The sequence below is a fragment of the Simkaniaceae bacterium genome, assembly GCA_021734805.1.
In the GTDB taxonomy this organism is placed as follows: domain Bacteria; phylum Chlamydiota; class Chlamydiia; order Chlamydiales; family JACRBE01; genus Amphritriteisimkania.
This window is the reverse complement of record JAIPIG010000030.1, coordinates 1-24,797: the sequence shown is the minus strand read 5'-3', so window position 1 is coordinate 24,797 and position 24,797 is coordinate 1. Positions and strand designations below refer to the sequence as shown.

The following is a 24,797-nucleotide window of genomic DNA, read 5'->3' as shown; positions in this document are numbered from 1 at the left end:
CCGGCATCCCCGCTTGGTCGATTTACCTCACCTCTGCCTATTGTCAATAGCGCGTCGGTTCGGTAAAGGGCCTTCGGCCCGATCGACCATCGGTGCGCCGGCTTCTAAAAATTCCAACTCTTGAATCACTCCCGGTATACCGTCTAAAGCCTAATAAAAATTCAAAGCGCCATCTTTGCTAAAATCCCAACTCTTCAACTCATTTCGGTATAAAACCAAGATTTTTGTATTTAGCCAAACTCTTTATTCTGTTACTATCTGATCTTTCGATCAATTTTGAACAGTAGGGAATATGGATAAGAAGAATTTGGTTTTTATTTTTTTGCTGACGATGGCACTCTTTGGAGTGAACCAATACTTCTCTAGTAAAGCGTCTAAAATAGAAAAACCGGTAGCTCAAACAACAGAAGCTAAACCGCGTCAATCTCAAGGTGATCTTTCTTCTCGTATAGCCCCCCTTTCCAGCTTTCCCCTCATCGAACTTTATAAAGATGAGCAGGGAGCTGAATTCTTAGCATTAGCACTTCATTTTGGCTCATCTTATCTCACGACAACAAATGAAACTGAATTCCCCAAACTCGCTTATGTTAAAAAGGGAAAACAATTTACTCCCATTGATTTGTTTTACCATCATGACAATGGTTTTGTCTTTTACACATCAAGTGGAGACAGCGCTCTAACAACAACCTATCTTCCCCAAGTCGGGGTTCACGATCTACAAGTGATTTCTTTCTTTGGAACCCATCCTGAGATCACTCTTGGTCAACTCAAAAACGGATCGATTTTTTTTCCCGTATCTTCGATGAACAACAATGCGATTGGTCTTTATCAAAGCGATCGAGGCTATATCCCCATTGGATATTACGATGCGAAAGAAAACGATTTTATTTATCTTTCCGAATTCAAAGAGCTTGAACCCGTACTAACTTTTAGACCCTTTATTGCCCCTGAGCCCAAAGAGTTTACAGAGACATTTTACGTTTTGCAAAATGAAACACAGCAAATTGTCTTTTCATCGCGTGGCGGATCCATTGCCGAGATTAATCTCCCCTTCCAAACTAAAACAAATCAAGAAAGCGTCATTAAAGAAATTAATTTTGATCATGTGATTGAGAAAGATTATACGCAAAACAGCATGTTTCCATTGAATCCCTACCTCATTGCTGATGCGCAGGGAAAACAAGAACGCCGCAATCCACAAAAGGGTGGATATTACCCCTTATTGCGCCGTGATTTGATTGCAAAAAATGGAAGTGAAACATCCAATATCGCTCCTCGATTTTATGCAATGAGTTTGATCAATGAAGAAGAAAGTTATGCAGATATCCCTTTCAGTGTGAGTCGATTTACCGGTGATATGATTGAATTTGTCTCAACACAAAAAAATCGCCGCATTACAAAAACCTATACACTCCCCAAAACAAATGAAAAAGCCCCCTATTGCCTGAATGTCAGCATCAAAGTCGATGGCGATGCTCGGGGCCTTTGGCTAAACTCAGGCCTTCCTGAAGTCGAGCTCATCTCTCGCGCCTTTTCACCCGTTCTCAAATATCGAATGATGAAAAACGGCAAAGGTTCCATTGAAAAAATTTCTCTACCAAAAGAAACGACAACATTGAGCAATATTGAACCCTATTGGATTGCTAATACAAATGGCTTTTTTGGTTTGATTTTAGAGCCCTTATCTGAAATCAATATGGGACTTAAAGCGAGCAAAATTCCGGGGAATCTCGTTCCCACACGTTTATCGCTTATCGATGCACAATACGATTTATACCCCGCATCAAAATACCCGGGATATGAAATTCTAGTCCCTTTTAAAAACACCTCCGGAAAAGTCGACTTCAGACTTTATGCAGGGCCTTTAGAAGACACCATTCTCAAGCAAGTAGATACGACATATTTAAGTGCAACCGGTGTCAATCCCGATTTTTCAGGAGCTCAATCTTTCCATGGGTTCTTCTCCTTTATTTCCGAACCTTTTTCCCGTTTTCTTTTTCTCATTATGAAGATGTTTTATTCGTTCACACACTCGTGGGGATTTTCTATTATTCTACTCACGATTGTATTGCGAATTTTAATGTATCCTCTCAACGCTTGGTCTTTTAAATCGACAGCGAGAATGCAGTTGATCGCACCCAAAACAGCCAAGTTGCAAGAGAAATACAAAAAAGATCCAAAACGTCTTCAAATGGAGATGCTCAAACTCTATAAAGACTACAAAGTCAACCCCTTCTCAGGTTGCCTTCCCATCTTAATTCAAATGCCGTTCCTTATTGGAATGTTTGATCTGCTCAAATCAACATTTGGCCTTAGAGGCGCAACCTTTATCCCGGGTTGGATCAACAATCTCGCTGCTCCCGATGTTTTATTCTCATGGAGCTACCCCATTTTCTTTATTGGAACATCCTTTCACCTCCTTCCCATTATTTTAGGAGCAACGATGTTCTTGCAGCAAAAAATGATGTCGAAAGGTAAAGTCGAAGAAATGACGGATCAACAACGTCAGCAGCAAACAATGGGAACGATCATGACCCTTGGTTTCACATTCTTATTCTATCATTTCCCATCGGGATTAAATATTTATTGGATTTCTTCTTCTTTGCTTGGCATTCTTCAACAATGGTTTACAAACCGAAGAGTCAAGGCTAAAGGACTAAGTCTTAAAAAGACATAATTCGACATTTAAAAGTTTTCAACAATTTTGCCTTTATCAAAGATAATTTTGTTGAAAACTTGTCTAAAAACCCTATCTTGGATACATTTAAAAGATGTTCATTGGATATTGGTCATATCCTTATTTTCAAGTCCAAGAACATCATGAACTCGAATAAGATAGGAACTCAAAACGTGAAAATGCAAGCTTGGGAAGAATTTATTGGATCTCTTGCACAAGATTTAGGTTCTCAAACCATTGAAAAATGGGTTAAACCAATTAAAATCTCAAAATATGATGCAGGCAATGTTTATCTCGAAGCAAAAGACTCCTTCCAAGTCATGTGGTTTGAAGAACATATTCTCCCCAAAGCTAAAAAGAGATTGGTTAATAACAATGGTAGACCCATTAAAGTGCACCTCTCTGTTTTCGATCAACATCAAAGCCGCTCAAAAGAACAATTACATGAACAGCCTATGGAGGAGGCAATCAACTTTCTCCCTGATCGTTTAGATCCCTCATCCACTTTTGAGCAGTTTATTCCGGGTAATGAAAACCTCGTCCCCTATCAAATTTTATGTAAACTCACGGGTTTTAATCCTGATGATTATAAACTAGACCCCCCCTCTCTCAAAGCGGCGACTTATAATCCTATTTTCATCTACGGTAAATCAGGGACGGGTAAAACGCATTTGTTAATGTCAACCGCTGCTGCCTTTCAAGCCCGTGGAATTAAAACACTTTATGTCAAAGCTGAGACCTTCACACAACATGTCGTTTTCGCTATTCGCATGGGGAAAATGCAGGAATTTCGCCAAGCCTACCGCCATGTCGATGTCTTAATTATTGACGGCGTTCAAATCTTAGCCCGCAAAAATGCAACTCAAGAAGAACTCTTTCACACCTTCAATGCTCTACACACCGCTTCAAAGCAAATTATCTTAAGTGCTAATATGGCCCCCCGATTCCTTGAAAACATTGAAGAGCGCCTGATTTCTCGCTTTGAGTGGGGAATTTCCCTCCCCTTAGAAAAACTCTCTTCGATGCAAGACCTTCACCGAATTTTACAAAAACGCACTGAATTTTTCCATTTTCCCCTTAAACAAGATGTGATTGAGTTTCTCATTAAACAGTTTCCTAATCCAAAATCACTGACTCAAAGCATCGAAATGCTCAACTTTAAGTCTGAACTTAATGATCAAATCCATCCTGATATGCAAGAACTGGGTGAAGTGAAATCGATTCTAAACAGATTGATTGAAGAAGAGACAAAAGAAAAACTCACTTATGAAAAAATTCTAGCTCTTGTCGCCGAAAACTTTGGCATTAAAGTCGATGATATTACAGGTAAATCGCAAAGCCGCGAATGCGTTTTACCAAGACAAATTGCCATGTATCTTCTTAGACAAGAACTTAAAATGCCCTACGTCAAAATTGGGCATGTCTTTTCCCGAGACCATTCTACAGTCATGTCGAGCATCAAAATCATCGCTAAACACCTAGAGAACAAAAACAAAGAAGTCTCTTCTTATCTCACAGATGTTCAAAGACAAATTGTCAACTTTGCTTAGGGCATATCCCTAAAGTTAGGCAAGGAATATCGGCTATTAGCGTCTGGGCCGCGTGGGAAGCCCCCGGCTTAACCTCCGTTCATTATAAAAAAAAGCTCTTCGATGTGAAGAGCTTTTGAGTCGAGGCGTACGAGTTCTTTCAGGAACCAGCGCACGTGCCTAACCATGCGATAGGCAATAGTTACTGCCCCCACTCTATTCCTAGAGTGATGCGATTTTTTCACTAGATTTTCATGAAATCGCCGGGACGCTGACTGCCACCTTGTGGGGGCTGTCCTCTTTGCACTGGAGGTTTTGCAGTAGGAGCTGTTAAAGAAGGACCCTCATCTCTTCCTTCCATAATTTTTTGAACGCGATCGCGCCATTTTTCAACTGCTTCAACAAAAAGAGGAGCAAATCGACGCAGTGCAGAAGCATCTGTTCCAATTCCCATTTCTAAAACGCAATGCATTAAGATGAGCTCTTCTTTGACAGCAACACCAACGCCCCCACCGGCCATTTGACCGCCGAGCATTGATCCCTCAAGAAGTGCCTCATAAAGATTTAAACGGATTTTGTCATCTTTTGGAAGCCCGTCTAATATGGGAGAGTATAGGTATAGACGATTAGAGTTTGGCTCAAAAGTTAAATGTAGAGAGAAGGTATTATCGATTCCGAGAATACAGGTATAGTTTTCGTCAAAAGCCAATCCTTCCAGATTCAGCTCTTTACCGAACTCTTCCAAGTTTGCCTTGGCGTTTTCCAAAGACATGTCGTGCCTCCTAGCGATTCGTTAATTTAGATCTTGAAAATCTTTAAATTTTCTTATAGACATCGCTAAGGTTACCAGACGGGATAATACAATTTCAATCGAATAGAGCAAATTTTTCAATTTTCTCTACTTTCTGATGTAATTTTTTTTAAATTCATATATACCGAAATAAATTGAAGAGTTGGTTTTAACTCGACTTTGTAACTTTTTGGACCTGAAAGCAAATAGACGAAGCAGGCGGGCCCAAAAAGTTGCAAAGTCGGGTTTTAAAAGGAATATAACGCATTGAATTATACAACTTCCGTTGGACATACGCACCCCCTTGGGCCTCATTATACTACAAACTCTCTCAATTTTGCACTCCATGCCCCGGCAGCCTCTCAAGTCCATCTCGTCTTGTTTCCCTCTCAAACAAGTATTGCCATGCATCGAACTGAGTCAATCTGGCATATTGAATTGATAGATCCGCCTGAAGAAGTTTCCTATTATTTTCTTTTAACTTCTTTCAAGGGAAAAACCACTCCGATTTTTGATCCCTATTCTTATTTCCTCTCCTCTTCCTCAAAATGGGGACAGCTCGATTATCGCCACCATCAAGTCCATTCGATTGCAAAACGCCCTGCTGCCTTTGATTGGGAAGGATCTCAAAGCCCAAAACACCCCTTACACAAAACCATTTTTTATGAAATGCACTTAAGAGGTTTTACTAGAGATCCCTCAAGCCATGTTCAATCTCCGGGAACATTTAAAGGCGCTATCGAAAAAATCCCCTATCTCAAATCTTTAGGGATTACGTGTGTGGAGTTAATGCCCATTCAAGAGTTTAATGAATCCGAACTCGATCGCATTCACCCTCATACGGGCAAACGCCTGACGAACTATTGGGGATATTCTCCTATTCATTTTTTTTGCATCATGAACCGCTACTTATCGATGCAAAACGAAATTAATGAGGTCAAAACATTTGTCAGAGAACTCCACAAGAATGGAATCGAAGTGATTCTTGATGTCGTTTATAACCACACGGGAGGGTATTGCCCCCTCTATCACTGCGATCCCCATTACTATATTGTTCAACCTAATAAAAGACACACTAACTATACGGGATGCGGGAACACTCTTAATGCCAATTCCCCTCCGACAATGCACCTTATTTTAGAATCGCTTCGTTATTTAGTGACGGAATTTCATGTCGATGGTTTTCGCTTTGACCTCGCTTCTACCCTGACGCGAGATAAACAGGGCCATCCGCTCGAAGATCCACCCGTTATTCGCGCAATTGCCAATGATCCTATTCTCAAAAATATTAAACTCATTGCAGAACCATGGGATCCCGGAGGATTATATCAAGTCGGATCATTTCCCCATCAATTTGCAGATTGGAATGGGTGGTATCGAGACATAGCAAGACGCTACATCAATACAATGCAGCCCGACATTCATGAAGTCCGTCTTGCTATGACCGCCTCATCCCATTTATTTGGGAATAAAAGTCCGGCACACTCAATTAACCTTATTACGGCTCATGACGGATTTACACTTAAAGACCTCGTTAGCTATAGCCACAAGCACAACGAAATCAATGGCGAAAAAAATCGGGATGGCAATAATTGTAATTTCAGCATCAACTTTGGATTTGAAGGAGAGAAACAATCACTCAATGCAATCCGAAAACAACAAGTTAAAAACTTTTTTTTATTCCTTTTTTGCTCTATAGGAACACCACTCATTGTCATGGGCGATGAAATTGGCATATCTCATCGAGGAAACAATAATCCGTGGTGTCAAGATTCTACCTTAAATTGGCTTCATTGGGATAAAATGGATAAAGATCTTTTGTTTTATTGCATTGAACTGATCAAACTGAGAAAAAACCTCCCCCATTTTGATATTCAATCTTATGACGATTTAAATCGCTTTGAATGGCTTGATCAACCCGATCATCAAGTCCTTTGCCTCAAAATCAATGCTCCTGAAGTCGCTCCCATATGCATTGTAATCAATCCAACCTCTCATCAGATAGCACTTAGCCTACCCCCCGGCAAATGGAAACAAATGTTTGCAAACTTCTACTATTCTCCACACCACCTGATTCCCCACTCATCAGTCATTTTAGAACAAGTCAACGATTAAAAAAGAGTTCGATTGAATGCAATTCTTTAAATTTGTAGACTGCTAAAAAATACTTTGATCAAAGTCTTTACCTCACGTCGGAGTGATTGACATGCAAATGCATAAAAACCATACGTTTTGGAAAATGGGCCTGGGCGCCATTTTATTCTCTTTTATTATCAGTGGGTGCCACCGCCAAAATCAGACTGAACAAACCCTGTATCATGATGATGGTCGATGCAAATCTAAAGTGGCATTTTTTAATTTAGTCGATCACTCAAAATCGAACTTGCCTTGGGATTTGTCTGAAGAGATGACAGTCGAAATTTCTAAAAAGCTTCGTCAAGATGATTTAACTTTTTTAATTCCCGAGGATCAAATTGCCTGGGAATACCCCCTCCAGACGGAACCCCTCAATCCCTTTAAAGATCATCATTGGCTCATCGAGAACCATCCGGATGCAGAATTTATTGTTTTCACAGAACTTGTAGAACATGATATTGTCGCTTCAAATCCCGATCAGGATGCAACTCAAAAAACGTCCTATCGATTGAACTTAAGCACGAGAGTCAAAGTGATTGATCTTAGAGACGACATCCCAAAAGTTATTCTCCAAGAAATTATTTCCCAATCTCAGTTTATTCCCTGGCAGTTTGCAGGAATTGATTACAATAAAACACAATGGGGAAAGGTCATGTTTACAATGACTCCCATTGGATTGGCTCACAATAGAATGATCAAAACAGTTGCAAAACGCGTTCAAGACTATGTCCTGCTCGCCAAAAGCAAGTCATGACAGTAGGATAGACATTGGCTGATCCCCTTCCAATTATTGAATCGATTTTGATCCTTATTGCCTTTGGCATCGTTACTATTGTCATCCATTGGACGGCAAAAATAAGAGGTTATTTTAAATGGGGATCCCCGACTCAACTCGCATCTTTTGCCTTCCCCCATATTTTATTCGCATTTGCTATCTTTTTTATAGGATCTTTTGCCCTTTTTCAGCTGGTTTCATTGCTATTAAGCTTTGCCTTAAACACAGCTAGAATTGAAAATGTCCCTCATGAAGTCATCGCATATTCATCCCAAGCGATCTCAACTTTCTGCGTTATTTTTTTGATTTTTATTTTTTTAACAGCTTCGCATCGCAAAACTTTTTTTTCGATTTTGAAAGATTATTCAACCCCTCATCACAATCCAATATCTTATGATATTGGTATCGGGTTTCTCTCTTGGCTCATTTCTTTTCCAAGCATTGCTTTTGTCTCGCACCTTATGACCCTATTCCTCTATTTAGTGTTTCAAGAAACAGGTCCTCAACAAAACGCCATTATGCTTCTTCAAAAAGCACGTCATTATCCCATTGCAATGACTTTTATTAGCTTCTCTATTGTTTGCTTAGCTCCCCTGCTTGAAGAGCTTCTTTTTAGGGGCCTTTTACAGAGATGGCTTTCCACTAAAGTCAGCCGCATTTACGCTATTTTAATCGCCTCACTCTGTTTTTCATCCCTCCATTTTTCACTTCTTCAAGGAATTGCAAATTTTTCTTTAATTCCAACTCTATTTGTTTTATCTATATATTTAGGATATATATACGAAAGACAACGATCATTAATTGCACCATTTATATTACACGCTACTTTTAATTCGATTAGTGTCCTTCGTATCTTAATCACATAAGCTCGACTTTGTAACTTTTTGGGTCCGAAGGCCTCGAGATATTTGTTTTCGGTAGATAATGATCATTCACTTTAAGACAAACACCTTGAGATCATTTATGATCTCACTTCTTTTCATTAGTATGCCACTATGCAATCGCTTATCTGCTTCTGATGATCTTAAAAAATTGACAAATTCATTATCAATTGAACTCATCCAAGCTCTGATGCAAAAAGACGAAAATATCCTCATTTCTCCTTTTTCCATACAAACAAGCCTTCTCACGCTATATATGGGCAGCGATACTTTAAATGAATATGAAATCAGGCATCGTCTCAATCTTTCAACCCAACAATCAAAGATCCCGGAAGCCTTTGATCAGCTCAAAAAACATCTTCTTGACGGCAAGTTAAAGTCTATTCTCTTTTTTACACGCACATTGTGGGTCAATCAACCTGTTAAGATGAAAGATGACTATATCAATCTCATTCGAACACATTTTCTCACAGAGATTGAAAATTGCGATCTGTCTGATCCCACAGCGACACAAACCAAAATGGAAGAGTGGATCAGCCAAAAAACAAAGAAAAAAATCCCTAAATTTTTTAAAGGCTCTTCTCTCACATCAACAACGCAAGCGGTTATGACAGATACGGCTACAATGAAGAGCTTGTGGAAGACCCCATTTAAGCTCAAAGATAGCTCCCAAGATTTTTTCTTTCCCGAATCCGGATCGGCTCCCCCTATTGAAATTCCCTTTATGAGCCAAAAAGGCGTATTCGATTATTTTGAAAACCAACGCTGTAAAATCATCAGCTTACCTCTCGAACACCATTTGCGTTTTCTCATTTTTCTTCCGAAAGATAAAAACCTCTCTGAGAGCATTGAAGTCTTGAGCAATCTTATCCTAAACAAATCCATTTTTTCTAAAATGCAACCTGCAAATGTTTGTGTTCAAATCCCCAAGTTTACAATTTCAAAACGCTATACTCTCAATGAACCGTTGATGTCGCTTGGGCTTATCCGCCCTTTTCGCCGCGATGCGGATTTCTCTAAAATGAGTCCTGAGCACCTCTTTTATATTTCTCAAATTATCCACTACTCTCAAATTACACTCAATGAATGGGGAGTCGACGGATATTCCTCTCTTTTTAATCTCTCAAAAGAACCAAATACACCTGAAGAAGCGCCTGATCACATCTTTCTTGCCAATCACCCTTTCCTTTACTTGATCATCGATGCAAAACAGGATATAATTTTATTTTTGGGAACGTATTGCAATGTAGACCCCGATAAAAAAAATGAAATTTGAGTGTTTTGCGCTAACAGATATTGGTTTAATGCGTGCTACAAACGAAGATGCATTTGCCGTTTTACACCAAGAGGGTTTTTTTGCGCTTGCAGATGGCATGGGCGGACATAAGGCCGGTGAAATCGCATCTCAAGAAGCCATTAAATACTTATGCCAAGCCGTGCAAGAGCTCTTTACAACAACGCATTTGACTCTAACTCCCGCTATGCTCTCAAAATGCCTCTCTGATATTTATCAAAACATCAATTCCTGGGTCCATCATCTTGGACTGAGTTTAGAGGACTGCTATGGAATGGGAACCACGCTCTCTAGCGCCTTGCTTTATAAAAATTGTTTGATTACATCACACATTGGGGATAGTCGTATTTATCAATTGCGGGGTGCATCACTCAAGAAAATCACATCCGACCATAGTATGATTGACTATGACCCGACAAAGTCAATTTCAAGAAAAGTTTTAACACAAATCATCGGATCTCATAAAAAAATTGAAGCCGATACCACTGTCATTGACGTCCGCAAAAATGATGTTTTTCTCCTTTGCAGTGACGGATTAACAGATTTCGTGAAAGAAACCCGAATTTATGGTATCCTTTCTGACAACCTCCCCCTAGAGAATCGAGCCCAAAGGCTCATTGTTGAGGCTAAAAATAATGGGGGGGCAGATAATATTACCGTTGTCATTTTGAAAGTTTGTTAATTTATGACCCATCATTCCCCTATTTATTTTGATAATAATGCCACTACCGAGCTTGGCATTGAATCCCTTCAGGCAATGCTTGATGAAATGAAAAAACCGGCAAGCAATCCATCGAGCATCCATCTATGGGGTCGAGAATCAAAAAAAAGGCTCTCTAATGCTCGAAGCAAAATCGCCCATTTTTTAAATGTTTCCCCAACTGAAATTCTATTCACATCCGGTGGCACTGAGGGGTTAAACCTATTAATCAAAGGCCTTGCTCAAAAGGGAGATGTACTGACAACAAAACTTGAACATGCCGCTATTCTCAATACGCTCAAGTCCTTTAAAAAATCCGATGAAATTCACTTTATTCCCGTGGATGAAACGGGACAAATCGATCCCAGTGAAATCGAGCAAAGACTCTCCCCTTCAATCAAAACCATTATTTTGAGCGCCGTTAACTCAGAAACAGGCTGTAAAATCAATCTCGATCACATTGCTCAAATTGCTGAGAAAGCGAATGTCCATTTAATTGTGGATGGCGTTGCTCTCTTGGGTAAAGAAGCCTTTGTAATCCCAAGTGGGGTGACGGCAATGGCTTTTTCCGCACACAAATTTCATGGACCAAAAGGTATTGGGTTTTGCTATATCAATGAATACGCATCTCCTTTTATCTCTACGATGACGGGGGGGCCTCAAGAACTCAATCGCAGAGGCGGCACCGAAAATCTGATTGGTATTATGGGGCTTGCGGCAGCGATTGAGAACCTATCCCGATTTCAAGACGATTATACCAAGCAAATGCTTATGCTTCGCCAAACCTTTGAAACAAAACTTCTCAATGAAATACAGGGCGTTGAAATCAATGGGGCAGGCACACGTATTTGCAATACGTCCAACATCTATTTTAAAGGAATTGACGCTGAGACTCTGCTCATTTTACTCGATATGCAAAATATCATGGCTTCTCATGGAGCAGCCTGTTCATCGGGAGGCTTAACCCCTTCTCATGTCCTTTTAGGCATGGGTTATTCCCTAGAGCGCGCTAAACATTCGATTCGCTTTTCATTTAGCCGACTCAATACTCTCGAAGAAGTTGATCAAGTGATTAGCGCCCTCAAGCGACTCCTTCATTCCATTTCAGGATAAATCCACTCTTGAATCACAAGCAGTATATAGAGAGGATTTTTTAGTTGGCACTCAGTCTTTTTTTAAACCACTCTTTTGTAAGAATTCCTCGAATTTTTGAAGAAATCCCTCCCTAATAGACCACTTTTTTATTTCCTCCATATCAATATCTTGAAATTCATGAAAAACTTTGATGGCTTGGTCTAGTCCTTGTCTGTCATTCCAATGAAAAAAACTAGCCAATCGATCTTTAATACAATCAATAGGCCTAAGAAGTTTAACAGTTCCGTAATCCGTTTTCATTTGAAAAAAAGAATGAATTCTCTCTTGTCCTATGGAAACAGGGGGTGAAACAAACTCAATAATCCAAGTACACTTAGGATGACGAAAATAACCGGACCTCTCTTCAAATCCTAATCTAAAAAGTGCTTTACGAACTTTTTTTAGATCTTCATAAGTAATAAAATCTAAGTCATAGGATTGATATTGGTTATGTGAATAGATTGTGACGCAAGCCCCACCCACTAAAATAAGTTCAATATTATCCTTAGCAAGTTCTGAAGACAGATATCCGGCTAATTCTTTAAGACTAATAGATTTCCAATCAATAGTCACAGTGGTTTTCCTTTCCTTCGAGGACGTTGTCGATTCATTCTTTCATAAAATTTATTTTTTATCTCGCTAGGAATAAAGGAATAGGCTTTTTCTAAAAAATTTTTAAGTTCTATGAGTAGGGAATAGCGAGGATTGAATTGATATAATCGGGTTTTTCCCTCAAGTTGACTAACTAAGATTCCACCTTTTTCTAATCTTTCCAGTCCTCTTTGACAACTAAATAAGGGAACTTGTAAAACATGACTGAGCTCTGAGCCATAGGTTTTTTGATTCTTTAAAATATAAAATAAAATTTTTTCAATAATGGCATTACCAAAAAGCGACTCTAACATTTGTGTACCACCTTTTTTGGTCATATTACCAAATATATTGGTGGTTTTTCAAATCTTAAATTTATTTTATTTTAAATAGCTGTAAATTAAGTGGTTGCATAACTCAAGATTTTCAGTAAAACAGAAAAATGGCACATTTGAACGGAGGCCAAGCAGGCCAATCTCCCCGGATCCAAACCGGGAGCCCCAAGCACTGAGCGGATAGTAATAGCCAATATTCCTTGGGCCCATCAAAAAATCTCCCCTATTTATGAAGGGGATTTTTTAAAGTGCGCTAATAATTCCTCTAGGAATCTCTTGGGAACCTCATACGGAATGCTATGTCCAATCCCTTCTAAGATAGATAGTTTTGATCCGGCAATGTTTCGATGTAATTCTTGCGCTTCATCTTCTGTAGCTAGGAGGTCAAAAGAACCGCTACAAATCCATGTTGGATGTTTGATTTTGTGTAATAATGCGCGCGTATCATGCTTTTGACATGCATGCACTTGAGCTTCAAATGCCTCAAAAGATTGGGGGTTTTCATCGGAAAGAATATTTTTTATGATTTCTGCTATAACATTTTCATCTGATAGAAAAGAGGGACTAAAGGCAAGGGGAATAAAACTCTTTAAAATTAAATCTAATGGCATATCCCGTCTCCTAAATTCAACTGTTGTCTCCATAGAAAGACGTGCAATAGAGCGCTGATGAGCCGTACTTGCAACAAGCCCTAAGCGGTGAATCGATAAGGGATAATTGATCGCAATGTGCTGCGCAACAAATCCTCCCATAGAATTTCCGATCAGATCGACAGCCCCTAAATTAAGTTGTTCTAAGACAAGATGAATTGCTTCAGCCATATCGCTCATTGAAATGCTTTTTTTATGATAGATAGACTGTCCCGATCCAATATGATCGATTAAAATGACTTGATAATACTGTTTTAATACATCAAGAAAGGGATACCAAGACGTATGGTCTCTAGCTAATCCATGTAATAAAACGAGAGGATGTTTATCACCGTGCACTTCATAATAGACTTGGTATGCATCATTTGAAGCCCACATTTATAAACTCCTTATATTGATCATTTTTTCTCCCATAAATGGGGATTGAACGACTTTGAGTTCAAAATCTCCGATGATAATTACCTCATCCATTCCCGGAGGATGTTTTAAAACATCTTCAAATAACGCCTCTAAAGTTTGCTCTTTATTTCTTGATTGAATATCGATTTGATATCTCTCACAGATATCAGCCACTTTTGCAGAAGATGGAAAACTGCGATCGAGTAAAATATGCGTTTTATCAAGTGATGTTTGTGTCGAGATTTGTTCGGAGCGTGTCTCCGGCAAAACTTCAGCAATAGTGTGATCCAAATTAATCATTCCAATGGCCTTCCCTTGTTCATCCACAACAATGGCAATTTCTTGGTTATTCCATCTAAATTCTCGAATGATTTGTAAAAGAGAACTCTTCATTGGAATAAACCAAGGGGTTTTAATACAAATATGAATTGGTTCATAATCATGCAGTCGCAACATATCCCGCGGTGAAACAACACCAATAATATGATGCCTGTCCTTTTGATAGACCGGAAAATAATGGTGATATTTTTTTTTCATCTCTTTGCGCACTTCAAGAGCTGTTGAATCCCCTGACACCATATGCACATCTTTAAGAGGAATCATAAAATCTTTCACAATCTTGTTTTTTGCTGAAAACAAAGATGCAATCCATACATCGAATTCGCTTTTTCGACCATGTTTGCTCTTATCTCCCCGCGCCTCAATCGCTCTTTGGAGTTCATCCTTCGTTAAGAAGGAGTATTTACGAGGCGTCGCTCCAACAACAAATTGGATGAATTTCAGCAGGCTCTCAATGAGCCAAACAAAGGGACGCATCAATAATGAAAAAAAATAAAGAACCCGAATCCCCAAAAGCGCAACATGTTCGGCATAACTGCGCGCTGCAAATAAAGGGGCTAGCTCTGCAAAAATCACAACCAAAATAATTTGGGAAATAGGAGCCCAATCGGGACTCAAGCCAAGCGCTGCATAAAAGCGCCGTGAACATTCCGATCCAAACTGTAGTGCCACATTAATACATAATAGCGTTGTTCCAAAAAAACGAGTGGGATGATTTAAAAGAGAAGATAGCCATACGGCCTTTTTAAGTCCTTTTGAAACATAATATTGAAGACGAACGCGATTAAATGAAACACATGCCATCTCCATCATTGAAAAGAACGCCTGAAAGACAATGGAAAAAAGAGTCAATGAGAGGAATAAAATGCTTTCTTTATTCATACTGCCCTTTCTTTTCGAATCGAGCGTTTATGAAGTCGTCTGACATAAACACTTTCGACATATGACGGCGTTGATGAAAGAACATGGAATAGAAATCGATCTGTGACAAATTTAGCTCCGGTATGCGGAATGTCGCCCATCTTTTCAGTGAGCCAACCGCCTAATGTCGCCATATTACATTCGCTAACGAGCTGCGTATCAAAAATCTCTTCAAACTCGGCAAGCTCTAGTTTTCCACTTGCAATCATCACATCACTACCCGAGCGGGTATAGAGCCGGCTTGTGTCTCTTTTATTATCGATCTGACCCACAACAATTTCAATTAGGTCTTCCTTTGTGATAAGTCCCGTCACGCTTCCATATTCATCGACAACAATCGCAAATTGCCAATTTTTGAGATTAAATTGATTAAATAAAAGCTTAGCCGGCATCGATTCGGGAACATAATATGGTTTTCTCAAGAAGAGCTTTAAATCTTCGGGAGTTTTGATTTCACTTTGATGCAAAAACATATGCTCACTATCAATAACGCCAAGAATATTTTCTCTGTCATTTTCACATACGGGAATACGCGTACATTCTTTCTCTATAAATAACGTAAGCAACTCCTCTAGGGGATCAGAAATGTCATAATAGATCATATCCCCTCGCGGGCTCATGATCTCCTTGACAATCATCTCCTCTAAACTCAAATACCCCCTCATTAACTTAGCCTCTTCCAAACTCAAAACCCCAAAATCCCTTGAAGTCTTCAAAGCATGCTTAATTTCATTCACTGATATTTCTTTTTCTTTTTTAAGAAAAAAGAAAAAGAAGGAGGATAGATGATCTGTAAACCAAGTAATTCCATCTCGTAGAGGTCTCAAGACCCATTGTAAAAAATAGATCGGCGGTGCCACTGCCGTGGCAACTTTAATATTATTTGAGATTGCAATGGCTTTAGGAATCAGCTCTCCAAAAATAAGGGTAAGAATTAAAGGGAGAACGACGCTAATCGTCCATCCCGGAAACTCTTCAAAAAGCGAAGAGACCGTATTTTGAACTAAAATATTCATCGTGATATTGAGCATCAAAATTGTAACGAGCAATTTCCTTGGTTGGGAAAGAATCATCGATACAAGCCGGCGCTTAATATCTTTATCTCTGGCAAATGCCTTGATTTGAAAATAGGGAAGCGAAAACATCGAAGTTTCCGTTGCTGATAAAAAACCCGATACTAAAATGAAAATGACTAATAAAATTGATAAGAGAATCGTTGTCATAATGATCGCTTGATTTTATAGACTCTCATTGTCATTAATCTCTTGGAAATGCACCTTTGTCTGTCCCTCAGGTACAACGCCCAAACCCTTCATTAAAATCATAGCAATCCACTCTGGATCTCCTTGACAGTCAAGGCGATCTTTTAATTCATTTTGGTATTCAAGAGAACGCATTTTTTCAAAACTAAGAGAAGACAAACTCGCTTTTAGAATTGTCATTTTTTGATGTTTTTGTTGATTTGCATGGAGATGCAAGCCATATGACATTAGCACACATAGAATAACCCACCACCAATCTTTAATGATGGAAGTGATTTCAAGCTTGTTTTTTTGACCAAAAACCAACATCACTTTAATCCATATTACAACTATTAATTATAACATTGAAAAATTAAACTCAATAAAAACAACATTTAATTTAACTAATTTTAATTAAATTAATACAACAACAAGAAAAATCTCCTCTATTTGTAGAGGGGATTTTTAAAGATTGCCAATAAACCCTATATTTCAGCAACAATTTAACTCGACTTTGTAACTTTTGGGCCCACCTACCTCGGTCTTAGCGCATGATACGCAAAGACTGAGGTCGAACTAGGAGATTATTAAAACCAAATATCTCGAGACTTTCGGTTCCAAAAAGTTACAAAGTCGAGCTTATAAAAAGAACAACAGGTAAGGCATAGCACACATTTTCGAACTATACAAAAGTGTGGGAATTTTGTTAATAACTTTTTTTTGAAAAAATCAAAATTATTTGAAAATCCTTTTCATACACATTTCTAAATCAACATTTTTAAATAAAAAAAAATTAACCTGTTAATTAATAAATAAAAAAAATTAGACAAAAAAAATTGGGTTATGGGATAGAAGAAATTCAGCAACAAAAATACATATACCGCTAGTGAATCACTCCCGGTATATACGCACAATTTATTTTACCTTATTTAGGATAAAATGGTAGGAATGGCAGCACACAATTCAGACCCATTTTACGATGGATTTGATCTCAATGATACCCAATTTTCAACACCTTTACTTCCAATTGATGAAGCAGAAGACTTTTTCGACCCCTTTTCAAAACTCAATGCTTATCTATCAAAACGAGTAAAAGAGGCAATTGACTCCAAAAACTGCACGACCTTTGAAGAGGCCTTTGCCAATCAATGCCTTTTAAATTACATCTTACCTGAATTTCAAGAGCAATTCCCCCAATACAGAATTGGAGAAACGGCACTGAAAAGAGTTTGGAATACGGTCACCAGTTATTACAACTCGATGAAAACCCGTCCCGATCTATTCAATGCGAATGGAAAGATAGATCTTTTTAAATTAATTCGAGAAGCTATCAATCAATTTGATCTTAATCAGTCTTTCCACTCTCAACACCCCTATAGCCTAGCTCATCGCATTGCAAAACAGGTTGCTGAATGCTGTCTCATTCTTAACGATGAACAGATATCCATAGAAAACTTGACCTCTCTTGTTTGGAGTGTGATGCAACATTTAATTCCAAGAAAGAATACGAAACCTCAAAATCTTGGCTCATTAACACACCCTATTGACACTAAATTAGCTGATCTAACGCTTAAACACTCGCATCTTTGTCAAAATCAACAACAATTATATGACACTCTTTTTTCATCCCTCTCCCCCTACCAATTGTTATCACAGGACATTGATCTTCAAAGAGCTGTTAGCGCAACCGCAGCCAAACTAAAAAAACCAACTCTAAAAATCTTTCATACATTTTCTAAAAAAACCCTTTTAGGAATTGAAGGTTTTTTAAAAGAACAAATTCATCGATACCTTTGTCACTCTCAAAGCCTTTCTCACTTGGGAATCGTGGAGAGAGTGATCTCCCTTTATCGTTTAACGGCAGGCTTAGAAGATAGCTTTGCTCAATCACAACTCGAAGATGCAATCCAGTACATTTATTCTCTATCGACAAACCAATTCACACCGAGATCTTCGAATTTAACAGCATCTATCTATGCCTTTATTAACTCTGAGCTTGTCCTGATCAAAGGACAAAAGCAAACAAATCCACTAAAAGATATTTTATCCATTTTAATGGATGCTTATGAAACAACTTGTTACTTTCCGAAACTCAACGAAGATGAAATTGAAGACCTATTTGTTTGGACATATGATTTGATAGAAAATGAAATTCAAGCGCTTAAGTCAATTCCAAGCGAATTATACTCTGTACTTGAAAATGAGGTTAAAAGTTATTTTATATGTCAGCCCCATGACTCATTTTTGACAACCGTTTTAGATTGCACAAAATATTTAAGTCGCCTCAGAGAATCCTTCTTAACTTTTGGCCATCAGTTGGAAGAGGAACTAAAAAATCGCTGTGAAATCTTTTCTCACCAAAATGATTTATGCGCCTCTCTTTTACCTATCCCAAACCATCCCCTCATTCAAATGATTCAAACATATCTTCCCCAAAGAATTGATTTACCCCGGCTCATCAAAGAATATAAAAAAGATTACCTCAAACAACATCCTGAAATCAATTTCATCAGCGATGCTTTAGATCATGAGATTGCCGCTCATATGAAAATTGTTTGGTATGGACAAAGACGTAACTGTAGTAAGTCAACTTATCACCTATTTCTTAAGTGGCATAGCGCAACTCCGACTGTCAATCTGGAGCACCTCTCTAATCAAAAGCTGCCACTTGTCCCTTATCGATCAAGGGCTTTTTATTCTTATATGAAACCCAGAGTAAAACAGTCCCAAAAATCACCATTGGCAGACTAAGCCATTGACCCATTGAAAGAAAGTTCTCAACGGCACTTGGTCCGGAGAGTTGAGACTCTTTAAAAAATTCGAGGATAAAGCGAAAACCAAATACTAAAACGAGAAATATCCCGCTAATCTCTCCTAATTTTAAACGAATCAAAAAGCTCTTAGAATAAAAATATAAGATAATAAAAGTCATGAGATATGCAAGCGCTTCATAAATTTGAACCGGATGGCGCGGCATAATCGAAACTCCTTCAAAATTATATGGGAAAACAACAGCCCAAGGGAGATTTGAAAGAGTCCCAATGATTTCCTGATTAATAAAATTGCCTGTCCGGATAAATACGGCAGCTAAAGCGGTTGGAATCATAATCATATCAAGCACAAATCGCCATGACAACGCTTCACCTTCTCTACGATAACGGCGAATAAAAAAATAAAGCGCAGCAAAAATTCCAAGAGCCCCTCCATGTGAGGCCAGCCCCCCTTCCCTCGTGTTGATGATCATGAACGGATGAGATAGGTAATGCCAAATATCTTCATAAAACAAAATATGACCTAAACGAGCGCCAATAACCGTTCCTAAAATGACATAAAGCGACAATCTCTCTACAAAAATTTTTGCTCTAGCATGTATCGATATAAAAACAGTGGGAAAAGCCCTTTCTAAAATGATTCGATTTTGAATTGCAGGCCTATTTTGACTGAGATTTTGTAACAATCGCAAATCTTTTTGAGCTAAGGCAGTTGGCTGTAGCTGAGCACTATATATGTATTGATTGAGTAGATCGAGAACCTGCTCTTTCAACTTTAAAGTCCATTCACCCTTCAAAATCCCATTAAAATCGATCCCCTGAAGAGGAATTTGCTTTTGCAAATTTGACCCATTCTCGGTAAACTCATTGAAGTTGATTTCATGCAGATAAAAAGAAGGTCTTAATATCAAAATTCTTTTATATAGATAAACAAGAGTTAGAAATCCGACTAAAAACCCGAGGGCAAATAAAATTCCATACCAATACACAACGATAGACGTGAATGGAACCACAAAGGCTTCTCGATTGGCTGTTAAAACTAAATGCGCTAACACAATATCCTTGCAAGATCGGGGTAATTCACTGAGATAATACCACTAAGATGATTAAAATAAAAATCATAACTATCGGAAAAATTAAGCAAACATGGCTCCAAGAAGGGATTCAAGAATATGAATTGCGCCTGAAGCCACAAACCTCAATAGAGTGGCATATATGCCGATCGGATGATCAGCTCATTGCAGCCTGCATGACAGAAAAAGAGATCTTTTCTCTCGATCCCCATGGAAAACAACTCGACAGTACTGAATTATCCCATTTTATCGACAGGTATTGCCAGCAAAATGGACCGCGACTCACCTTTGTCATAGGCGGCTCCGATGGTATCCCCTTAATGATCAAGAATCGCTCAAAACAACTGATCAGCTTTTCAAAGCTCACCTTTACCCATCAGATGATGCGACTTATTTTACTAGAGCAACTCTATCGATCTCAAGAAATTCAAAACCGCTCCCCTTACCACAAGTAACTCACTTTTGAATGTCTTGAGGTAACTCTTTTCGAAACACGAAAGCTTGTCTAAATTGATAAATGGAGCCATAGATGAGGCCAATTCCAACGGCAAAATCGACAATAGCCTTAATATCAAGACGAATTGGCAGATAGCGCATTAACATGCCCAGTCCCATCATCACAGCAATCACAATGAGATAACGAATTGAAAAAATAACAGAAAGAGGAAGGGGCTCCTCAAATTGAACCAATTTTTTTATCATTCGATTAGCCACTCGAACAAAAACTAATCGCCCTTTTAGATATCCTAATATAAATCCTACTGAAAGAATCACTAAAAGGATCTGCTCTGCAATTTGAATTTTTTCCGAGGAAATTTCATTGAGGCTTTGGACCTGAATCAACTCCAGCCCATAACCATACCCTTTTACAATTAGAAACAAACCGATAACAAACCAAATTATTCCATAAAAGATTATTGTCTTTACATAAGTCAAATTCAAAATACCTCCAATTGCTCAAAAAAACATTTTTCAAAACATCGACAAAAAATTTGTACCGAATTACAATCACTCATTATGCGTAAAACTGATAATAAATTCAATTTACCGGGCAGCAAAACCCATTTTGAACGTGATATTGCCTAGGTGAGCATAGCAAGGACCCTATATGAACACATCTCTATTGTTTACTCGAATATTTTTTACTGTAATTACAGTTCTTCTCTTTACCATTTACAGCTTTTCACATCCTGAAGGATCCATTATCACCAATGTTATTATTGGAATCATTTCAGGCATTGTTTTCTCTATTTTTCTCTTTGGAACAGACATCTTATTTAGACGTTTTAATTTAAGATCATTTAATACGGCTGTTCTCGGCTTGTTTTTCGGATTTTTAATGGGCGAAGCCCTCTTATTGATCCTAGGTGCTATTTTCCAAATCAGCACAATTGATGATAAATTACATGCCACCTTCATCGAAGTCTTCAAAATAGCCATTTTTATTTTTGGGCTTTATCTCGGAACAATTATGACGATTCGCGCTGCTGATGAACTTTATGTGAGCATCCCTTTTGTTAAGTTTGCTCAAACGGTACAGAAAAAAAAGGATATCATCGTCGACAAATCCGTATTAACCGATGCGCGTATTATCGACCTCTGCTCAACCGGCATTCTCGATCACCACCTTGTGATCCCTCGATTTTTAATTAAAGATTTTTACGGACAGATTGAAGTTGCTGACGAGCAAACGAAGTCAAGAGCAAAAAGAGCTTTAGACGTCATCAAAAAACTCGAGGGGATTCCCTCTCTTGACTTACGTTTTAATGACACGGATTTTCCCGAAATTAAAGATATCAATGGAAAACTCTTGCGGCTAGCCCGTTTAATCGATGCCAACCTATTAACAGCTGATATCTCTCGTGTCCAAATGGCTTCAATTGAAGGTATTAAAATCATCAATATGCATTCATTATCAAATGCATTAAAACCTTTGATGGAAACCGGAGAATATATCTCAATTAAAATCCAACGCTATGGAAAAGAACCGAGACAAGGTATTGGTTATTTAGAAGACGGAACGATGGTCGTCGTCAATGGTGGTGGAAATTACATTGGAGAAGTTATTGATGCCCAGGTTCTTTCCGTCAAGCATACTTCATCAGGTCGCATGATCTTTTGTAATGCGCTAGATGAAGAAACCTCGGAAGGCAACCACCACTTTGACCAAGAGTATGAAGTAGATGAAGAACTCTAATTTGGGCCCTATTGGACTTGGTACCGACATTATTGAAATCAGCCGTATTAGGGATTCTATCGAAGAATTTGAAGATAAATTTCTCGATCGTTTATTTACACCCAAAGAAAAAGAATATTGTGAGAGGCACCGAGATCCGGCTATTCGCTATGCGGGTCGATTCGCTGCCAAAGAGGCCATTTCTAAAGCGCTTGGAACGGGATTTGGAGCTGAACTCCACTGGCACGACATTGAGATCGTCAATGATGAGAAAGGGAAGCCTTCGGTCCATTTCTCGTCGTCCCTTTTACAAAACCATCCCGATTTAAAGATTGAATTATCGATCAGCCATTGTCACACTTATGCTGTTGCCGTGGCACTTCGGCTAGAAAAAGCTGAAGGGTAGATTATACTTAATCAAAAATCCAATTTGATTTCTTGGATAATTTTCTGCATAAACTCGATAGCCGAGCTCGAAAGAAAGTGTTCCCCATACTTGAAAATTGCGCCGATAAATCGCCGAAACATCAACGGATTGATGCCAAATAGATCCATATCCATGAAACTGATTAATATTGACTTCTCGACGGCTCCCAAAACCAAAATAACTATCAACTAAGATAGCGCATTGATTGCGATTATAACGCCCATTAAGTTCAACTGAAGCGGATCCTTTAATCCACGGAGCACCTTGATTCGCTTGTCCAAGTGCAGCTAATGCATAGAGTCGATAGACCCAATATTGAAGATGATCGAACTCCTTACCGACAGATCCCACAGCTTCAAAATTTACAATATTGTGATAGGGGCAAAAAGGATCCGTCAGAGCATGATCGGGGACGTAGCGGAAATTGAGTCCAACAGCTAAGCTGACGGGATCACCTTGAATATCATCAAACAACAAATATCGCCCTTGAATCCCCGAGCTTAAAAGAGTCATATTTGTTTTACTGGTATTAAAGCATTCCACTTCAATTTGAGTATCAAACTGAGACATCGTATTGAATTCTAAATTCGCGGCAATGACCTGATTCCAGCTATTATACGAATAAGGATTATACCCCCCTTGAACCGAGGAAAAATAAGAAATAAAATAGCTGGGAATAAAATGGAATTCATAGGGAAAGGGAAACCAGGGCTGATTCTCAAAACTAAAAGCGCGCAGAGTGAGCAATAGAGCAATTAAAAAAGCCTTTTTTCTCATTAATGAATGCCCTTCTCGGTTAACCACCTCTCAACCTCTAAAGCAGCCCGACACCCCATCCCGGCAGCCGTAACGGCTTGTCGATATTGAAAGTCGTGGACATCACCTGCAGCAAAAACTCCGTCAACACTTGTTTGAGATGATTGACCCATTATTTTAATATAGCCGTGCTCGCCGAGTTCTACCTGATTATTGAGAAACTGAGTATTTGGTTGATGACCGATTGCGAAAAATAAACCACCGGCTTCTCTTGTCTCTTCTTGCTTTGTTTTGACATCTTGTAATAGGACTGATTCAACTTTTGAATTCCCACTAACTTTAGTCACAACCCGATTCCAGAGCACTTCAATCTTATCGTGATTTAAAGCTCTTTCAGCCATAATTTTCGAAGCCCTAAGCTCTTCTCTACGATGCACAATGTAGACTTTGCGCCCAAATTTAGTTAAAAATAGTGCCTCTTCAACAGCTGTGTCACCCCCTCCAATGACATAGAGATCCTTATCGCGAAAAATGGGCATTGCCCCATCACAAACAGCGCAAGCAGTGACTCCTTTTTGCCACAACTCGCCATCTCCCGCTCCGGGAATATCAAGTCGCTTTGCATTTGCACCTGTCGAAATGATGATCGTATGTGCTCGCATCTCCGTCTTATCCCCTTTAATGACAAAAGGACGCACAGAAAGATCCACGCTTTTCACATCTTCCGTTAAAATACGCGTATTGAATCTAAGAGATTGTTTGCGGAAATTCTCCATCAGTTGGGGTCCGGTAATCCCTTCGGGAAATCCCGGATAGTTTTCCACCTCTGTTGTTGTCATTAATTGTCCACCTGCCGTTCCGGAATAAAAGCCCTCATACATCACAGGATTTAAATTCGCTCTTGCACAATAAATCGCTGCCGTATGACCCGCCGGCCCGGAACCAATAATTACAACTTTTTCAATATCACTCACTTCCGATTCCTCTAAGTATAACTTAATTTAAAGAGGAATATACACACTAAGAAAACCAAAATCAATCCCAATATGCTTCCTCGACTTTGTATACCGAAATGAGTTGAAGAATTGGGATTTTAGCTTTGATGGCGCTTCGAATTTTTATCAGGCTTTAGCCGGCTTAATTTTTTGATCCTATTGAAGACAGGTCAAAAAATTAAGGGTGAGAAGTCGAAGATGCCGGCG

General features: G+C 38.8%; 22 protein-coding genes and 1 pseudogene. 12 read left to right on the top strand and 11 right to left on the bottom strand.

Annotation, left to right across the window (positions count from 1 at the left end; genetic code table 11):
• Positions 1-292: 292 nt before the first annotated feature.
• Positions 293-2,677: pseudogene (gene yidC, locus K9M07_06590) on the top strand (membrane protein insertase YidC).
• Positions 2,678-2,820: 143 nt separating this feature from the next.
• Entirely contained in the window at positions 2,821-4,227 is a 1,407-nt protein-coding gene (locus K9M07_06585; GenBank protein MCF7852890.1) for an ATP-binding protein, read from the top strand.
• Between the two features lie 223 nt (positions 4,228-4,450).
• On the opposite strand, the gene K9M07_06580 is transcribed toward K9M07_06585, so the two are convergent.
• Positions 4,451-4,978 carry a CesT family type III secretion system chaperone gene (locus K9M07_06580; GenBank protein MCF7852889.1) on the bottom strand — a complete coding sequence of 176 codons (528 nt, stop codon included), beginning with the start codon at positions 4,976-4,978 and terminating at the stop codon, positions 4,451-4,453.
• A gap of 285 nt (positions 4,979-5,263) precedes the next feature.
• Here K9M07_06580 and K9M07_06575 point away from each other — a divergent pair, with 285 nt between their 5' ends.
• The 6 genes from K9M07_06575 to K9M07_06550 all read left to right on the top strand — a co-directional run bounded on the left by K9M07_06575 (position 5,264) and on the right by K9M07_06550 (position 11,895).
• Positions 5,264-7,111, top strand: a complete 1,848-nt coding sequence (locus K9M07_06575; GenBank protein ID MCF7852888.1) for a glycogen debranching enzyme — start codon at positions 5,264-5,266, stop codon at positions 7,109-7,111.
• 91 nt (positions 7,112-7,202) lie between these two features.
• Positions 7,203-7,886 (top strand): hypothetical protein, encoded by a 684-nt coding sequence (locus K9M07_06570; GenBank protein ID MCF7852887.1) that lies wholly within the window; start codon positions 7,203-7,205, stop codon positions 7,884-7,886.
• A 14-nt stretch (positions 7,887-7,900) separates the two neighbouring features.
• Positions 7,901-8,773 (top strand): CPBP family intramembrane metalloprotease, encoded by an 873-nt coding sequence (locus K9M07_06565; GenBank protein MCF7852886.1) that lies wholly within the window; start codon positions 7,901-7,903, stop codon positions 8,771-8,773.
• A gap of 58 nt (positions 8,774-8,831) precedes the next feature.
• Complete coding sequence (locus tag K9M07_06560) at positions 8,832-10,064, top strand: serpin family protein (GenBank protein ID MCF7852885.1); 1,233 nt, start codon at positions 8,832-8,834, stop codon at positions 10,062-10,064.
• The gene (locus K9M07_06555; protein ID MCF7852884.1) at positions 10,054-10,764 is read left to right on the top strand and encodes a protein phosphatase 2C domain-containing protein; all 711 of its coding nucleotides are present in this window, start codon (positions 10,054-10,056) and stop codon (positions 10,762-10,764) included. The genes K9M07_06560 and K9M07_06555 overlap by 11 nt, the downstream gene beginning before the upstream one ends.
• A 3-nt stretch (positions 10,765-10,767) precedes the next feature.
• Positions 10,768-11,895: a cysteine desulfurase gene (locus K9M07_06550; GenBank protein ID MCF7852883.1), complete on the top strand. Its 1,128-nt coding sequence runs from the start codon at positions 10,768-10,770 to the stop codon at positions 11,893-11,895.
• A gap of 51 nt (positions 11,896-11,946) precedes the next feature.
• Here K9M07_06550 and K9M07_06545 read toward each other — a convergent pair whose 3' ends face one another.
• The 6 genes from K9M07_06545 to K9M07_06520 form a co-directional block, all read right to left on the bottom strand.
• Entirely contained in the window at positions 11,947-12,489 is a 543-nt protein-coding gene (locus K9M07_06545; GenBank protein ID MCF7852882.1) for a hypothetical protein, read from the bottom strand.
• A complete protein-coding gene (locus K9M07_06540; protein MCF7852881.1) occupies positions 12,486-12,821 on the bottom strand; it encodes a winged helix-turn-helix domain-containing protein in 336 nt (111 codons plus the stop codon). Before K9M07_06540 ends, K9M07_06545 begins: the two co-directional genes overlap by 4 nt.
• A 248-nt stretch (positions 12,822-13,069) precedes the next feature.
• The gene (locus K9M07_06535; GenBank protein ID MCF7852880.1) at positions 13,070-13,870 is read right to left on the bottom strand and encodes an alpha/beta hydrolase; all 801 of its coding nucleotides are present in this window, start codon (positions 13,868-13,870) and stop codon (positions 13,070-13,072) included.
• Complete coding sequence (locus K9M07_06530) at positions 13,871-15,112, bottom strand: hemolysin family protein (GenBank protein ID MCF7852879.1); 1,242 nt, start codon at positions 15,110-15,112, stop codon at positions 13,871-13,873.
• Entirely contained in the window at positions 15,109-16,374 is a 1,266-nt protein-coding gene (locus tag K9M07_06525; protein ID MCF7852878.1) for a hemolysin family protein, read from the bottom strand. Before K9M07_06525 ends, K9M07_06530 begins: the two co-directional genes overlap by 4 nt.
• 15 nt (positions 16,375-16,389) lie before the next feature.
• A complete protein-coding gene (locus tag K9M07_06520) occupies positions 16,390-16,722 on the bottom strand; it encodes a hypothetical protein (protein ID MCF7852877.1) in 333 nt (110 codons plus the stop codon).
• 618 nt (positions 16,723-17,340) lie between these two features.
• Between K9M07_06520 and K9M07_06515 the strand changes: the two genes are divergently transcribed.
• Positions 17,341-19,143, top strand: a complete 1,803-nt coding sequence (locus K9M07_06515) for a hypothetical protein (GenBank protein ID MCF7852876.1) — start codon at positions 17,341-17,343, stop codon at positions 19,141-19,143.
• On the opposite strand, the gene K9M07_06510 is transcribed toward K9M07_06515, so the two are convergent.
• Positions 19,043-20,218 carry a prolipoprotein diacylglyceryl transferase gene (locus K9M07_06510; protein MCF7852875.1) on the bottom strand — a complete coding sequence of 392 codons (1,176 nt, stop codon included), beginning with the start codon at positions 20,216-20,218 and terminating at the stop codon, positions 19,043-19,045. The genes K9M07_06515 and K9M07_06510 overlap by 101 nt on opposite strands.
• A 47-nt stretch (positions 20,219-20,265) precedes the next feature.
• Between K9M07_06510 and K9M07_06505 the strand changes: the two genes are divergently transcribed.
• Complete coding sequence (locus K9M07_06505; protein MCF7852874.1) at positions 20,266-20,691, top strand: 23S rRNA (pseudouridine(1915)-N(3))-methyltransferase RlmH; 426 nt, start codon at positions 20,266-20,268, stop codon at positions 20,689-20,691.
• 1 nt (position 20,692) lies between these two features.
• Here K9M07_06505 and K9M07_06500 read toward each other — a convergent pair whose 3' ends face one another.
• Positions 20,693-21,118 carry a hypothetical protein gene (locus K9M07_06500; protein MCF7852873.1) on the bottom strand — a complete coding sequence of 142 codons (426 nt, stop codon included), beginning with the start codon at positions 21,116-21,118 and terminating at the stop codon, positions 20,693-20,695.
• Between the two features lie 226 nt (positions 21,119-21,344).
• Here K9M07_06500 and K9M07_06495 point away from each other — a divergent pair, with 226 nt between their 5' ends.
• Positions 21,345-22,433: a TRAM domain-containing protein gene (locus K9M07_06495; protein ID MCF7852872.1), complete on the top strand. Its 1,089-nt coding sequence runs from the start codon at positions 21,345-21,347 to the stop codon at positions 22,431-22,433.
• Complete coding sequence (gene acpS, locus K9M07_06490) at positions 22,420-22,818, top strand: holo-ACP synthase (protein MCF7852871.1); 399 nt, start codon at positions 22,420-22,422, stop codon at positions 22,816-22,818. Before K9M07_06495 ends, acpS begins: the two co-directional genes overlap by 14 nt.
• On the opposite strand, the gene K9M07_06485 is transcribed toward acpS, so the two are convergent.
• Both K9M07_06485 and trxB read right to left on the bottom strand, forming a co-directional pair.
• On the bottom strand, positions 22,798-23,616 hold the full coding sequence (locus K9M07_06485; protein MCF7852870.1) for a hypothetical protein: 819 nt from the start codon (positions 23,614-23,616) through the stop codon (positions 22,798-22,800). The genes acpS and K9M07_06485 overlap by 21 nt on opposite strands.
• Positions 23,616-24,560 (bottom strand): thioredoxin-disulfide reductase, encoded by a 945-nt coding sequence (gene trxB, locus K9M07_06480; GenBank protein ID MCF7852869.1) that lies wholly within the window; start codon positions 24,558-24,560, stop codon positions 23,616-23,618. Before trxB ends, K9M07_06485 begins: the two co-directional genes overlap by 1 nt.
• Positions 24,561-24,797: the final 237 nt, after the last annotated feature.

What these genes read in the sequence shown, in the direction of transcription:
- K9M07_06585 (MCF7852890.1), top strand. Translation starts at nt 2,821, where the DNA reads ATGAACTCGAATAAGATAGGAACTCAAAACGTGAAAATGCAAGCTTGG.
- K9M07_06580 (MCF7852889.1), bottom strand. Translation starts at nt 4,978, where the DNA reads ATGTCTTTGGAAAACGCCAAGGCAAACTTGGAAGAGTTCGGTAAAGAG.
- K9M07_06530 (MCF7852879.1), bottom strand. Translation starts at nt 15,112, where the DNA reads ATGAATAAAGAAAGCATTTTATTCCTCTCATTGACTCTTTTTTCCATT.
- K9M07_06550 (MCF7852883.1), top strand. Translation starts at nt 10,768, where the DNA reads ATGACCCATCATTCCCCTATTTATTTTGATAATAATGCCACTACCGAG.
- K9M07_06505 (MCF7852874.1), top strand. Translation starts at nt 20,266, where the DNA reads ATGATTAAAATAAAAATCATAACTATCGGAAAAATTAAGCAAACATGG.
- K9M07_06555 (MCF7852884.1), top strand. Translation starts at nt 10,054, where the DNA reads ATGAAATTTGAGTGTTTTGCGCTAACAGATATTGGTTTAATGCGTGCT.
- K9M07_06535 (MCF7852880.1), bottom strand. Translation starts at nt 13,870, where the DNA reads ATGTGGGCTTCAAATGATGCATACCAAGTCTATTATGAAGTGCACGGT.
- K9M07_06515 (MCF7852876.1), top strand. Translation starts at nt 17,341, where the DNA reads ATGGCAGCACACAATTCAGACCCATTTTACGATGGATTTGATCTCAAT.
- K9M07_06570 (MCF7852887.1), top strand. Translation starts at nt 7,203, where the DNA reads ATGCAAATGCATAAAAACCATACGTTTTGGAAAATGGGCCTGGGCGCC.
- K9M07_06540 (MCF7852881.1), bottom strand. Translation starts at nt 12,821, where the DNA reads ATGTTAGAGTCGCTTTTTGGTAATGCCATTATTGAAAAAATTTTATTT.
- K9M07_06525 (MCF7852878.1), bottom strand. Translation starts at nt 16,374, where the DNA reads ATGACAACGATTCTCTTATCAATTTTATTAGTCATTTTCATTTTAGTA.
- K9M07_06560 (MCF7852885.1), top strand. Translation starts at nt 8,832, where the DNA reads ATGATCATTCACTTTAAGACAAACACCTTGAGATCATTTATGATCTCA.
- K9M07_06485 (MCF7852870.1), bottom strand. Translation starts at nt 23,616, where the DNA reads ATGAGAAAAAAGGCTTTTTTAATTGCTCTATTGCTCACTCTGCGCGCT.
- acpS (MCF7852871.1), top strand. Translation starts at nt 22,420, where the DNA reads ATGAAGAACTCTAATTTGGGCCCTATTGGACTTGGTACCGACATTATT.
- K9M07_06520 (MCF7852877.1), bottom strand. Translation starts at nt 16,722, where the DNA reads ATGTTGGTTTTTGGTCAAAAAAACAAGCTTGAAATCACTTCCATCATT.
- K9M07_06495 (MCF7852872.1), top strand. Translation starts at nt 21,345, where the DNA reads ATGAACACATCTCTATTGTTTACTCGAATATTTTTTACTGTAATTACA.